At 30.6% G+C, this 13,031-nt stretch carries 14 protein-coding genes; 12 read left to right on the forward strand and 2 right to left on the reverse strand.

Going from position 1 to position 13,031, the window contains the following annotated elements; genetic code table 11:
* Nucleotides 1-315 precede the first annotated feature (315 nt).
* The 12 genes from CALKRO_RS01860 (at nucleotide 316) to CALKRO_RS01925 (ending at nucleotide 10,709) form a co-directional block, all read left to right on the forward strand.
* A complete protein-coding gene (locus CALKRO_RS01860; RefSeq protein ID WP_041741500.1) occupies nucleotides 316-1,494 on the forward strand; it encodes a glycosyltransferase in 1,179 nt (392 codons plus the stop codon).
* A 503-nt stretch (nucleotides 1,495-1,997) separates the two neighbouring features.
* The gene (locus CALKRO_RS01865; RefSeq protein ID WP_013429429.1) at nucleotides 1,998-2,273 is read left to right on the forward strand and encodes a hypothetical protein; all 276 of its coding nucleotides are present in this window, start codon (nucleotides 1,998-2,000) and stop codon (nucleotides 2,271-2,273) included.
* 135 nt (nucleotides 2,274-2,408) lie between these two features.
* Nucleotides 2,409-2,624: a hypothetical protein gene (locus CALKRO_RS01870; protein ID WP_148222748.1), complete on the forward strand. Its 216-nt coding sequence runs from the start codon at nucleotides 2,409-2,411 to the stop codon at nucleotides 2,622-2,624.
* 467 nt (nucleotides 2,625-3,091) lie between these two features.
* Nucleotides 3,092-3,820, forward strand: coding sequence for a sugar-binding protein (locus CALKRO_RS01880; RefSeq protein WP_013429432.1), 729 nt, complete (start codon nucleotides 3,092-3,094; stop codon nucleotides 3,818-3,820).
* 327 nt (nucleotides 3,821-4,147) lie between these two features.
* On the forward strand, nucleotides 4,148-5,554 hold the full coding sequence (locus CALKRO_RS01890; RefSeq protein ID WP_013429433.1) for a hypothetical protein: 1,407 nt from the start codon (nucleotides 4,148-4,150) through the stop codon (nucleotides 5,552-5,554).
* Nucleotides 5,555-5,565: 11 nt separating this feature from the next.
* The gene (locus CALKRO_RS01895) at nucleotides 5,566-6,729 is read left to right on the forward strand and encodes a CDP-glycerol glycerophosphotransferase family protein (protein ID WP_041741872.1); all 1,164 of its coding nucleotides are present in this window, start codon (nucleotides 5,566-5,568) and stop codon (nucleotides 6,727-6,729) included.
* A gap of 73 nt (nucleotides 6,730-6,802) precedes the next feature.
* Nucleotides 6,803-7,861, forward strand: a complete 1,059-nt coding sequence (locus tag CALKRO_RS01900) for an iron-containing alcohol dehydrogenase family protein (protein ID WP_013429435.1) — start codon at nucleotides 6,803-6,805, stop codon at nucleotides 7,859-7,861.
* A 1-nt stretch (nucleotide 7,862) separates the two neighbouring features.
* A complete protein-coding gene (locus CALKRO_RS01905; protein ID WP_013429436.1) occupies nucleotides 7,863-8,567 on the forward strand; it encodes a phosphocholine cytidylyltransferase family protein in 705 nt (234 codons plus the stop codon).
* A 131-nt stretch (nucleotides 8,568-8,698) separates the two neighbouring features.
* The gene (locus CALKRO_RS01910; RefSeq protein WP_041741508.1) at nucleotides 8,699-9,199 is read left to right on the forward strand and encodes a VanZ family protein; all 501 of its coding nucleotides are present in this window, start codon (nucleotides 8,699-8,701) and stop codon (nucleotides 9,197-9,199) included.
* Nucleotides 9,200-9,481: 282 nt separating this feature from the next.
* On the forward strand, nucleotides 9,482-9,781 hold the full coding sequence (locus CALKRO_RS01915; protein ID WP_013429439.1) for a hypothetical protein: 300 nt from the start codon (nucleotides 9,482-9,484) through the stop codon (nucleotides 9,779-9,781).
* A 131-nt stretch (nucleotides 9,782-9,912) separates the two neighbouring features.
* Nucleotides 9,913-10,341: a DUF3794 domain-containing protein gene (locus CALKRO_RS01920; protein WP_013429440.1), complete on the forward strand. Its 429-nt coding sequence runs from the start codon at nucleotides 9,913-9,915 to the stop codon at nucleotides 10,339-10,341.
* 20 nt (nucleotides 10,342-10,361) lie between these two features.
* A complete protein-coding gene (locus CALKRO_RS01925) occupies nucleotides 10,362-10,709 on the forward strand; it encodes a hypothetical protein (RefSeq protein WP_011915850.1) in 348 nt (115 codons plus the stop codon).
* Between the two features lie 41 nt (nucleotides 10,710-10,750).
* Here CALKRO_RS01925 and CALKRO_RS01930 read toward each other — a convergent pair whose 3' ends face one another.
* Entirely contained in the window at nucleotides 10,751-12,238 is a 1,488-nt protein-coding gene (locus tag CALKRO_RS01930) for a sugar ABC transporter ATP-binding protein (RefSeq protein WP_013429441.1), read from the reverse strand.
* Nucleotides 12,239-12,245: 7 nt separating this feature from the next.
* On the reverse strand, nucleotides 12,246-13,025 hold the full coding sequence (locus CALKRO_RS01935; RefSeq protein ID WP_013429442.1) for a DeoR/GlpR family DNA-binding transcription regulator: 780 nt from the start codon (nucleotides 13,023-13,025) through the stop codon (nucleotides 12,246-12,248).
* Nucleotides 13,026-13,031 lie beyond the last annotated feature (6 nt).

Genomic DNA, 13,031 nt, shown 5'->3' on the forward strand with positions numbered 1-13,031 from the left:
AAAACTTTTGAAGCGGTTTTTATTAGAGTTTACTAGAATTGTAATATATGTTTTGACAAGTAATCTGAGAGAATGTCTGAAATTGTAAAAGAATCGAGTAATTATTATAGTTAGAGATAAAAAAGAATTCACTAATATCGTAGTACTAATGAAAAACAAATATGTGGTAATACACTTGATATAAAAATGAGCTGCTCAATAAGGAAATTTAAGATTGCTATCAAATGTTTATAGAAATTATTGTTAAGTTAGACTAAGTGTTATTAAAAAATTAAGTGAAGTTTATTTCAATATGAAGATAAGGGGCAAAAGGAGATGAAACTTTTGAGAAAGAAGGTAGGTCTTATTGCTATATGTGACTTTATAGATTTTCCTCCAGGAGGCGAAGTTTCTTTTTTAACAAGTATATTAAAGGAATGGAAATATGAAGATTTAGAGATAGATTTAATAGGGATGACACATTCTTTAAATGAAAATGTTGGCAATTGGCAAAAAAGATCGATAGGAGAAAAGGAATACAATTTTTTTCCAGTGTTTAAAGAAGTTAGAGAAAAAGAAAAAACAAGGATTCCATTTAGGTTTCGTATGGTTTGGGGGTTATTAAAATTTAGAAAGGAAATAATGAAAAAAAAGTATGATATTTTGTATATACATTGTCCTGAGTTGATTTTGCCTTTTTTGGGAGATAATAAAACTGTAGTTGTGTATCATGTACATGGGGAACCTCAACATACATTAAAGGTTTCAAGATTTAGCATTTTTAGATTTCACATATTTTCATTTCTTTACAATACAATAATTAAAATAGCTATTACGAAGAGTAAAAAAGTTATATGGGTTTCTCAAAAAGCATTAAAGAGCTATTTAGGGGAAAAGTATTCGAAAGAAAAAAATATTGTAATCCCGTCTCCATATGATAGTAGTTTATTTTGTCTTTGTGAGGAAGATAATCTCGTTAAAAAGACTAACCAAATAATTATCTTTGTTGGTAGGCTTTCAGCAGTGAAGAATTTAAATCTTCTAATTGATTCATTTAAGTTGGTTAGAGAAGAAAAAAAGAATGTGAAATTGATACTCTGTGGTGATGGTGAAGAAAGAATTAAGCTAGAAAGGTATGTGGAGGAGCGCGGTTTGAAAGATGATGTTATTTTTACAGGGTATTTAAAAAGAGAAGAAATTCGTTTCTTTCTTAATAAAGCAGATGTATTTGTGCTAACATCTTTAAAAGAAGGTTCACCAGTCTGTGTTGTTGAAGCTTTAGCCATGGGAGTTCCTGTAGTAACCGTGGACGTTGGAGATGTTAAGGAAATAATCAGAGATGGGTACAACGGCTATGTTGTAGAAAGATATGATCCAGTCTTAATATCAACAGCTATTGTTAAGATATTAAGAGAAGGAAGAGACAAGTATAAAGAGAACTGTATCAAATCGGTTTTAGCTCGGTCGCCTTCAGCTATTGCCAATAGAGTTTACGATGTTTTAAAAAGTTGCTGAAAATGGAGTTTTTCTAAAGTTAAGAAATATGTATTTTGCTTTTATGCTTTAATGTTTTTGGAAAACTGTAAAAAACAATATTACCCTTATAAGGCCACAAGAATAATGTTTTGTGCACATGGAGGCTTACTATATGGTTGGTAATTCGAAACAAGACATAAAGTTGTTGATATACATTTTGATTTTAACGTTATTGATACAGTTTGGTTTAAACAGTTTTGTTGTATCTATTTATTTATTTTTTGGAATATTAAATTCAAAACTGATGATAGCATCCTATTGATTTTATCCTTGTTTACACCCTATTATGTGTTTAAGTTCATTATATTTACATATTTCATTGCAAAAAACCTCAAAAAAATAAAGATTTCAAAGATAATGTCAATGTTAAGATGCTATTTGCTTTTTATGCTTATATGATGATAGGAACGGCAATTAATATAATATTTGGAGCGAGTTGAAAGGGGGTAATTGCGTATTTTATTACGTTTTGGATACCTATTTTGACGTTAGTTGTTTATATAAGTATTAAAGACAAAGGGATAAAATATTACACTGATTTAATGGCTAAATTGATGCTATTACAAGTTATTCCAATTAATGTAACTTATATTTTATATAAGGACAAATACATATTTTTAGGTGATTTATATAAAGGAACATTAGAAGATGCTCGCACAACAGGTATTTTCTTTATTGCGAGTATGTTATATTATTTTTTCAATAAGGATATAACGATTTTTAGAAAAATTATCTATGTAGGAGTATTGTTTTTTTAACGTATATTGCTGATGCTAAGCACGTGATAGTTTCTTTTGTGGTATGCCTATTTCTTTATTTTTCGGTCAGCTTAGAAATAATAAACACTTATTAGCATTTTCAGGAAAATATTGTTTATTGTATTTATTGAGGGGGTGATTTACATTTATAATGACAGGATAATTTCTAATTTTAAAGATTACGTAAATGTAAATTTGAAAATGTATATGTATGATGGCACGGCAAATTTAAAGTATTACTCCTTGACTAATGCGTTGAAAAGTATTAAGTTTCCGCGAAATCTGATTGGTTTGGGAGTAGGAACTTACGGGTCAAAAGCAGTCAATTTTCTTGCCAAAGATTATATGTAATAAAGGAGACTCAAATTTTGTATTACCTAACTTTATTGAGAGTGAAGTTATCTAATATGCTTACCTGTAGCTGTCAGGGATGATTTATGAATATTTTTAAAATGCAAAGATTCCACAGTGGTATTTTATCTTATCCGTTTTCAGGATGGGTTTCGGTGTTTGCTGAGACAGGAATAATTGGTCTAATATTTTACTTTGTAATCTTTTACATAAGTCAGCAAAGTGGATTTAGGCAAATCAAATATAAGAGAGGGAAAAATATGCTTAAAGTATGTTCCTTAATGATAAGTTTGATATATATCTTGCTAATATTAGATAATTATTTAGAAAAACAATCAATAGCCTCTATAGTCTCTATGTTTGCATTTTATTTGGCTACTTCCAGTAGTTACTGGAATAAAAATTTCGAAAGTGAAAAAGGTAGATTATCAAGAATTTGTAGTTGTGAAAGGAGCTGAATACTCGGAATGATTCCAAAAATAATTCATTATTGCTGGTTCGGCGGAAAAAAAAATAAATTGGTTGAAAAGTGCATAAATACGTGGAAAATATGTTTGCCTGATTATAAAATAATAGAGTGGAACGAACAAAATTTTGATATACATATTACTAAATTCACAACAAAAGCATATAAGTTGAAAAAATATGCTTTTGTATCAGATTATGTTAGAATTTGGAGTTTATATAATTATGGAGGAATATATATGGATACAGATGTTGAAGTCCTGAAAAACTTGGACCGATTTCTTTGCCATAGATTTTTTACTGGGTTTGAAAGTAATAATTTTGCAGTAACTGGAATTATGGGTTCGGAAAAAGGACATCCATTTTTAAAAGAATTATTAGAATGGTATAATGGACAAGATTTTGACGCCAATAAATTAAAAACAAATACGCAAATAATAAGCAACCTCATGAAGAAGTATGGTTTGGAGTTGAATGGTAAGTACCAGGTTTTAGAACATGATATGCACATTTACCCTAAGGAATGGTTTTGCCCTTATGATCTTGAAAAAAACAAATTGATAATCACAGATAATACATATACTATCCATCATTTTCAAGGTTCTTGGCTTCCGCTAAAAGACAAGATAAAATTAAAGATTAGAAATATGGTGATAAATATTATTGGTTATGAAAAATTTGAATTAATTAAATTAAACTTTATTAAGAATAATATAAGAGATAAGGCGTAAGGATGAGTTTTTGGAAAGGCGTTTTGCCATTTTTCTATAAGACTGATTTACTAATATGCGATATAAAATTTAATACATTTGGGTGTGAACGATTATATTTCCATATTGATTTATTCAGCAAGTTAATTACAATTTATTATTGGCGTGATTGCAAAAATGATATATTATTTATTCTTGTTAAGTTTTGTAAAGTAATTACAGGTAAGTTAATATACAATGGTATTATAATTGGAAAAGATATGCGAAGTATAAATAAATTCACAAGAAGTTCTGTGAGAATTATAGTTTATAAACATGTATCTATTATTGAAGGGATGGGTATGTTTTATGTTACCAAAAAGAGAATTGAAAATTGCTTCCATACGCATAATTTTATACTTGGCACCTATTACAATGTATTATATAATATACTTTTCCTATGTTAAAATGAATTGCAGTATAATTATTTCTGAATGGGTGAATAATATTTTAACAATTGTATTAGTTGCATTAGTTTCCATTATATTCGTTTTTTTTATGAAAAGGGTAGACATCATTTTTAATTTTTCTCTGCTAGTTTTAATCACTATTTTTCCTATATCGCAGCAAATTATAACTGGTACACCATATAGTGGCGCTGAATATAAAGGCATATTTAAAATTAGTTTATTTAGTCTTCTAATTCTAAATGCTGCAATTTTTCTGTTTTTTTCAAAAACAAAATTATATAACAGCAATAAGAAATTATTAAGTATATATGCTCTTCTTGTTTTTATAATACTTTTGGCGTCAATTATGAGTGAAGGTTTTAGGAGTATAGCAATTATAGTTGAGAATTTTATTACTCCCCTAGGTATTATGTATATTATGCTTAATTTAAGAATTGATGAAATAATACATTCATTGGGAATTTTGAAAATTGGGATTGTAATAAATTTTATCTTAGGCCTTATTGAGTTTATAACAAACAAGAATATATTTGAGAGTGATTTGATTGAGTTAAAAAAAAGTATGCTTATCTCGCTGAATCACATTAGAAGTTATGGCTTGGTTCAGCACCCGTTAAATTATGCTTTTGTAGGGTTAGTTTCAATATCAATTTTTATAATAACCCGAAAAAGAAAAGATTTTGCGTTTGTTATAATTGGTATTATAATGACAATAATTTCTATAAGTAGAGCAGGAATATTCTTGGCTATAATTTTAGGAACAGTTTCTTTATTCATATTATCAAAGATTAGTGAAAAAAAGATATTAACTATTTTATTAGCCATTCCTTACATTTTTCTTGTTGTTATTGGTGCATATATTTACTTTCTTAAAGATAAGTATGATGTTTATTCAAAATTATCGCGCATTATCGCAATTCAATATTTTAGAACCTCTTTTTTTAGTAACCTCATTGTTGGATATGGTTTGAAACAATCAATGCTTGCTGATGAATTGTCGCAGATGGCAAAGGTTAACATTATACCTGAAAATCCAACAATAATATTGGGAAGTGCTTATGGATATGTCTTTTCACTTTTACTGCTTTTTGGATTGATTTTTATGATCAGTCACATTAAGGATTTATATCAAAGAGCTTCATGTATATTGCTTTTGATATATCTGCAAACTTTTAACTCTTACGGTACTAAGTATGTGTATTTTAATTTATTTATTTATCTTATTTGGTTATGTATATTAGTGGGTAATGTTTACAGTTTAAAAGTACAAGGAAAAATAGAAGCAAAGATACCAAGAGGAGGTTAACTTATGTGGGTATGTCAGCTATACTAAAGAATTTACTCAAAAGTATTTTTGCTGTTTTTATAAGAATCGAGAGAGGCAAAATAGTGATAATAGATGGAACACCTTATTCTGGCTCTAATGCCAAGGCATTATATGATTTTATAAAAAAATCAATAAAATACAATAATATCAAGTTTCTTACAGAAAATGACTTAAAATGGAAATCATTTTGGAATTTAAAAGTATTTTTTGAAAATTTTAGGGAAGTATGTAGTGCCAATATTGTAGTTACAACACATTTGTATCCAAAACTTAAAAAAACGCAAATTTATATTCAATTATGGCATGGTATACCATTAAAAGCTATGACTCTGATGGATAAGACAGAAGGGATAAACCATAAAAAATTATCAGTTAAAAATTTTAGTGAATATGATTATATTATATCTTCTTCTCAATTTTATAGCACGTTACTTAATGCTTGTGTAGGGGTAGATGGATCAAAATATGTTATAACAGGATTTCCTAGAAATGATATGCTCTTTAATACTGATGCAAGAGAAAAGTTACAGAGCATCGTAAAACAACCTATAGATTCTTATAAGATAGTTTTTTATCTGCCTACATTTAGAGTAAATTATGGGAATCAGCGAATTGAAGGAACTACAAAAGATAAGAATATTTTTGGTTTTGATGATTTTGATTATGACCAATTTAATAGGTTTTTAGCCAAAAACAATATACTATTTATTACCAAATTGCATCCAGTTGAAGAAAAACTATTTATCAAAAAATTAAGTAAAATATCCAACAGTTATTTCATTTTTTTGACGACAGATGTATTAAAGATATACTCAATAGATTTGTATGAGATTCTTGGAAGTGCTGATATATTGATAACAGATTATTCAAGCGTTTATTTTGATTATCTTCTTCTGAACAGACCTTTACTGTTTATAAGTAATGACATTGATATATACGAGAAAGAACGAGGTTTTTTATTAAAACCTTATGATTTTTGGACTCCAGGACCAAAAGTTAAAAACCAAAGAGAGTTACAGGATGAAATTGTTAATATATTATCTGGTAAAGATACATATAAAGAGCTAAGAACTCTTTTTAAGACGTTGTTTCATGTTTATAATGATAATAAATCCTGTGAAAGAGTATGGAATATAATTAAAAATCATATATAACGGACTGTAGATCATAAAAAACGACCATGATTTTAAAAGAGTATTATTTATAAAATATGAGAGGTAGTTAATAATGCAATTGTTTAATTTACCAATATTTTTAACAATAGAAGAAAGTATAATTAATAGATTAGGTAAAGAATTAGAAATAAAAATAGGTAATTTAATTAAAAGAAAAACAATGCTTTTTACTTCCGAGGGAAACTTTCATAGGTATAAATATGTGATCGAAAAATTAAAAGATGAATTAAAAAACATATCTTTATACTTTGTTAAAGATAGTTCTTATGATATTGCGGTAGAAGCAGCTAAAACTATTTTGATAGAAGATTATGAATTGATAATAGGTTTTGGTGGTGGTAAAGTATTAGATACGGCAAAATATGCAGCATATGTTAGCAAAAAGAAGTATATTAGTATACCAACAATTCTCAGTAATGATGGAGTTGCATCTCCTATTGCTGTGTTAAAAACTACAAATGGACGGGCTAAAAGTTTTGGATGTAAAGTACCAGACGGAATCATTATTGACGTGAATATTGTTAAAGAAGCCCCTGATAATCTTTTAATGGCTGGTGTAGGAGATACAGTTTCGAATTATACAGCGTTATACGATTGGAAGCTTCAGTGTGAATATGAAGGAATACAACTAAATGATTTTGCATATTTACTTTCAGATGCTGCGCTCAATCTAGTACTTTATACTACAGAAAAAAAACTGAAAAATGAAAACTTCATTAGACAGTTGGCACAGTCATTCGTTTTAAGTGGATTAGCCATGGAAATAGCAGGGAGTAGTAGACCGTGTAGCGGATCAGAACATTTGTTTAGTCATGCATTGGATGAATATTATAGTCATATAAATGTTCCCCATGGATTAAAAGTGGCATTGGGAAGTATAGCTAGTTGTATTTTTCAAAAAAGAGATTATAAAATAATTGTTGATTTTCTAAAAACTTTTGGAGTTGATGTGTCTCCTGATAAGTTGGGTATTAATAAAGATATTTTTATCGATGCATGGATGAAAGCTAAATTAACTCGCCCTGAAAGGTTTACAGTGTTAGATATTATAAAGCTTTCAGAAAAATATCTAGAAGAAGTGTATTATAAAATTATGGAGGTGTTAAAGTAAAATGAAAGCATTGATTCTTGCAGCTGGTATGGGGACACGACTTAGACCAATAACAGATTTTAAACCTAAATGTATGGTAGAAGTAAATGGGGTTCCTATTATTTTTAAACAGCTTGATAATTTAATTCAAAATGGTATTAAAGATATTACGGTTGTAGCAGGATATAAAGCTGATATGTTAAAAAATGCTCTAAATAAAAACTATCCATTTGTAGATGTTATTGTAAATTATGAATATGAAACTACAAATAATATGTATTCTGCATATCTAGCACGAAGTAGCTATGCTGGAAAGGAGTTTTTGCTCATGAATGGAGATGTCTTTTTTGACGAATCAGTAATTGCTGAACTACTCAAGGAGCAATATGTTGATTCTATTGTGGTAGAAAAAGGAGTGTTTTTTGAAGAAAGTATGAAGGTTAAATTTAATAAGGGGCGAATAACTGAAATAAGTAAACAGATACCTAAAAATGAAGCTTATGGTGTATCTATCGATGTTTATAAATTTTCAGCAGAAGGATCGAGAATATTTTTTAATAAAATAATTGAATACGTCGAGATAAAGAAAGATTTAATTCAATGGACTGAAGTGGCACTTAACGAAATATTATCAGAGGTAAAATTTACACCATGTCCTTTGAAAGGAAGGTGGATAGAAATTGATGATTTTAATGACTTAAAAAAAGCTGAAGAGATATTTATATAAATAAAATAAATTTCCGTTTTCATTATATCTATACATATAGTATGTAATTTAAAAAAATTCGTTTGGCAAAAATTACTTAAATTAGAAAGTAATAAAAATTAAATTAACCGAAACAGAGGGGCAAAATGAATATGAGCAAAAAAATAATTACACTTCTTTCTTGGGCAACAGTCCACTTATGGTTGCTCATTATCTTTTCCTTATCCTCACAGCCAGGCCCAAAGTCTAATGACCTGAGCAAAAGTGTGACAAAGCAAATTGTTAAAGCAACACAAAAGGTGATTGTACAGAATACTTACATTAAGCCAAGAAAAAATATAATGAATAAACTCAACAACCTTGTAAGAAAATATGCCCATGTAGTAATGTACTTAGTGCTGGGCATATTGGTTATTAATGCATTTGTAATAAGTGGAATTAGAGCCTATAAAGCCTTTATTTTTTCTTTAATATTTTGCCTCTTTTATGCCGCAAGTGACGAAATACACCAATTATTTGTTCCAGGAAGAGTGGCAAAAGTAACTGATGTTTTAATTGATGGTATTGGGGCTTTAATAGGAATTGGACTTTACAAATTCATTTTCAAAATATATTACACACTAAAAACAAAATCTTCAACAAAACAATTATAACTGCCCACAATAAAACGCTTATTATAATCCCATTTTTTAACCCTCTGAAAAAATTGGGCGATGGCATTGCTGGGATTGATCCTTTTATTTTTCTTTAATACATATTATGCATCTTCGTTTAGCAGTTTATACTCATTTTTCAAATCTTTTAACATTTCAAACCCCTTTCATTTTTTATAGTATTTTAGAATTATCTTTTTTCTTTCTAAAAATTCCTATCACACATTTTTGCTCCATTTCATTTTATACTTATGTAAACACAATAAAAATAGAGATGATAGGTTGATACTAAAGAACATTATCAATATCGAAGGGATTGCAAAAGTATCTGAATTTCCCACGTTTACAACTCTTGACAGATACAGCCAGTATGAGGTAGTTGAACCATTTTGCACATTTATCGAAGCGCCACTTAAGATTCCTGTTGGCACAAACACATTACAGCTTCTGCAGACATTGGGCATTACTTTAAACGATGTTTTAGTTGGGAAACCCAACGTGCTGATTGAATACGTGACAGTATCACTTCTTGACCCAAGAACAATTGAAAAATGCACAGTCCTTTCATCTGGGCAACATTAAATAGCGCACTATCAACTGTACTTAGCTAAATTTAGTATCATAAAATAGGAGAAGTTGCCAAAAATCAACATTAGAACAATGTTAAAAAGGTCTATAGAAAAAGATGGAAATAATAAAAAGGTTGTTCATACTTGGGGATAATTGAGCCACATGAGTATGACCATGTAAAAAAACACGTTTATAAACAAGTGCTGACAAACGCTGAGTTTGAAATTCCAGAGTCAAAGCCAGAGATAGAAGATTTTTCGTCGGTAGTGATGCAAATTACAAGAAAAAAGTGCAAGCTAATCTGCGGGCCGCTTGGTGACAAAATAGTTGTTACAGGTACAATAAACTTAAATATGAGGTACACAGCTGCAAATCCACAGCAATCTGTCCGCAATGTACATTTGTGCCACGATGTTGATGCTTTTATAAACATCAAATGCTTGGAAGAAAGTTACAAAATCTTTTGTGGCTGCTGCGATGTTAAGATGTATATTGAGTGGGCTGATCTTGAGGCAGAAGACAAAAGAAAAATCAAAGGATGCTTTTTAGTGTTGATTAACTGCCAAGTGTAAGTTTTTAAAGTAAGGGAGTGATGATAGCTTTGAGTGGTCCAGAATTTGTCAGAAAGCCAAGAGATGAAATTATAAATGAGATTTTAGAGTCTATTGCAAAGGAAGAGATGGCTATTGCAAATCTTATGAACGCTGAGGCTGAGAAGATAAAAAGAGTTGTTGCGAGCCATGATCTTCCAAAAGCTGAGGATTTTTCACAGCTGCTTAGTCTTCAAAAGCTTGTTGCAGAGATTTTAGAAAAGCTCATTCAAAAGCAAAATATTATAATCAAAAAGCTTGACATGATAAGAGAGTTTAAGGCAACTATAATAAAGAAAGAAAAACCTCATCCTTATCATCCTATGCCGCAATATGACAATGAAGAGTGAAAAGTTTTAATCTTGGTGGTGGTATACCATCAAGATTTTTGTTATTTGCTTTCTAAAATTCCCATCGCACTTTTCAAAATTCTATCATAATCCATTTCCTTCTTTGAAAACTCATGAACCTTTTTGCCTTCTCTCAAAACCAAAATTCTGTCGCACATGCCAATTAGCTCTGAAAATTCAGAGGAGATGAAAATGATTGCACAGCCAATTCGCGCAAGCTCATTGATGATGTTATACACCTCAACCTTAGATGCCAAATCCAAACCCTTTGTTGGTTCATCAAGAATAAATACTAAAGATTGGGAAAATAACCACTTGGCAATCAAAACCTTTTGCTGATTACCACCAGATAGAGTTGCTATCTTTTGAGATATTTCCTTTGGCTTTATCCCAAGCCGCTTTATAAAAAAATTTGCAATCTTCTCTTGACGTGATGAGTCAATGAAAAACCCATTTACAATATTCCAAATATTAGATGAGATAATGTTATCTGCAATGTTCAAAGTCTTAAAAAGTCCTGTGCCAATCCTATCTTCGCTCATAAATGCAATGCCATTTTTTATTGCATCGGATGGGCTTGAAAGCTTCAAAAAATTTCCTTTAATAAAAATCTCTCCCGAGTCTACTTTTTCAGCACCAAAAAGCGCTTTTGCCAAAAAGCTTCTTCCAGAGCCAACAAGCCCTGCTATTCCATACACCTCGCCACTTCTTACATCAAACGATATATCCTCTATTATCCCAGACTTTGTTAAATTTTTGACGCTAAAAATAACCGGGCCTTTTTCTACTTTTAGCTTTGGATATGTTCTGTTTACGCTTCCAAAGATGAGGGAAATTGCCCTGTTCAGATTAAAGCTTGTTACTTTATCAGATGCCACAACCTCGCCGTCGCGCAGGATTGTTATTCTGTCAGCAATAGAGAGTGCTTCTTCCACCATGTTTGTGACAAATATAATGATGATTCCTTTTTGCTTTAGCTCCTTGATAATTCTAAAAAGGTTTTCTATCTCATACGAAGTAAGGCCGGCTGTTGGCTCATCGAATATAATAGCCTTTGCATCTTGCACAAGTGCACGGCAAATCTCTATCACCTGAAGCTGAGATGTGCCAAGGTTTTTGCAACTTGCCTCTGGATTTATGTTAACACCCATTTTAGCAAGGATTTCAGAAGAAAGTTTTAACATCTTTTTTGTACTGATAAATCCAAGACTATTTTTTGGCTTGTTTTCAATGAAGATATTTTCTGCAACAGAAAGGTGCGGAAAGTATAAAAGTTCCTGATGCACAGTGAAAATCCCAAGCGACTTTGCCAAAAGCGGATTTAGGCTTGAAAAAGCCTTGCCGTTTATTATAACTCTTCCTTCAGATGGCTGGTATGTTCCGTTGATAAGCTTTGTTAGAGTAGTCTTGCCAGAACCGTTTTTACCTAATATTACATGCACTTCGCCCTCAAAAAATTCAAGGTTAATTCTCTTTAAGGCATAAAATTCTTCAAACTTCTTTGATACATTTTCTAAGACAATTGACATAACAGCTTCAAACCTCTCTTTCAAGGTCAGAAAAGTCAAAACTGCAAAATATCTGTGTGCCGTTTTCAAAGAAAAATGATTTATACTCATCAGGTACGTTTGTGTCGCTTATAACCTTTTTGATCTCATCAACCTTTGCAATCTGAAAAAGTGAAATTTTATCAAACTTAGAGGAGTCAGCAACAATAATTGTTTCTTTGGCAATTGACTTAAAATACTTATATGCATTTGCAAACTCAACATTGTTGACAGTAAAACCGCGCTCTAAAGACACTCCGTCAACCTCAATAAATGCCTTGTCAACAAAAATATCAAGATTTGGATTTACAAGCATAGGCCCTGCCAAGGTGAAGGTATTTCCAACAATATAACCACCTGTCACAATTGTCTGGATGGAAAGCTTTCCACACTCTATTGCCAAAAGAAGGTCGTTTGTCAAAACTATTATGTTTTGTTTTTCCTTTATATACTTTGGAACAAGCCTTAATATATTTCCACCAGCAAGGATTATCGCCTGATTACTTTCTATCATGTAAGAGCATACTTTTGCTATTGCTTCTTTTTCAGAGTCTTCTGATATTGTAGGTGATAGAATCTTTGCTGCCTCTTCTTTCAAGATTGCCCCGCCGTAAGTTTTTATCAAAAATCCTTCGCTCTCAAGCCTGTCTAAGTCACGCCTGATTGTTACCTCTGAAACGCTCAGAAGTTCTGCAAGTGTTGCAACGTCAATGTGCTTTTTCTGAAGAAGTATTTCCTTTATCTTTTTTAGCCTTTCTGCAACAAGCATCAATAT

This window comes from Caldicellulosiruptor kronotskyensis 2002, assembly GCF_000166775.1.
Taxonomy (GTDB): Bacteria; Bacillota; Thermoanaerobacteria; order Caldicellulosiruptorales; family Caldicellulosiruptoraceae; genus Caldicellulosiruptor; species Caldicellulosiruptor kronotskyensis.

What these genes read in the sequence shown, in the direction of transcription:
- CALKRO_RS01860 (WP_041741500.1), top strand. Translation starts at nt 316, where the DNA reads ATGAAACTTTTGAGAAAGAAGGTAGGTCTTATTGCTATATGTGACTTT.
- CALKRO_RS01880 (WP_013429432.1), top strand. Translation starts at nt 3,092, where the DNA reads ATGATTCCAAAAATAATTCATTATTGCTGGTTCGGCGGAAAAAAAAAT.
- CALKRO_RS01890 (WP_013429433.1), top strand. Translation starts at nt 4,148, where the DNA reads ATGTTACCAAAAAGAGAATTGAAAATTGCTTCCATACGCATAATTTTA.
- CALKRO_RS01895 (WP_041741872.1), top strand. Translation starts at nt 5,566, where the DNA reads ATGTCAGCTATACTAAAGAATTTACTCAAAAGTATTTTTGCTGTTTTT.
- CALKRO_RS01900 (WP_013429435.1), top strand. Translation starts at nt 6,803, where the DNA reads ATGCAATTGTTTAATTTACCAATATTTTTAACAATAGAAGAAAGTATA.
- CALKRO_RS01905 (WP_013429436.1), top strand. Translation starts at nt 7,863, where the DNA reads ATGAAAGCATTGATTCTTGCAGCTGGTATGGGGACACGACTTAGACCA.
- CALKRO_RS01910 (WP_041741508.1), top strand. Translation starts at nt 8,699, where the DNA reads ATGAGCAAAAAAATAATTACACTTCTTTCTTGGGCAACAGTCCACTTA.
- CALKRO_RS01925 (WP_011915850.1), top strand. Translation starts at nt 10,362, where the DNA reads ATGATAGCTTTGAGTGGTCCAGAATTTGTCAGAAAGCCAAGAGATGAA.
- CALKRO_RS01930 (WP_013429441.1), bottom strand. Translation starts at nt 12,238, where the DNA reads ATGTCAATTGTCTTAGAAAATGTATCAAAGAAGTTTGAAGAATTTTAT.
- CALKRO_RS01935 (WP_013429442.1), bottom strand. Translation starts at nt 13,025, where the DNA reads ATGCTTGTTGCAGAAAGGCTAAAAAAGATAAAGGAAATACTTCTTCAG.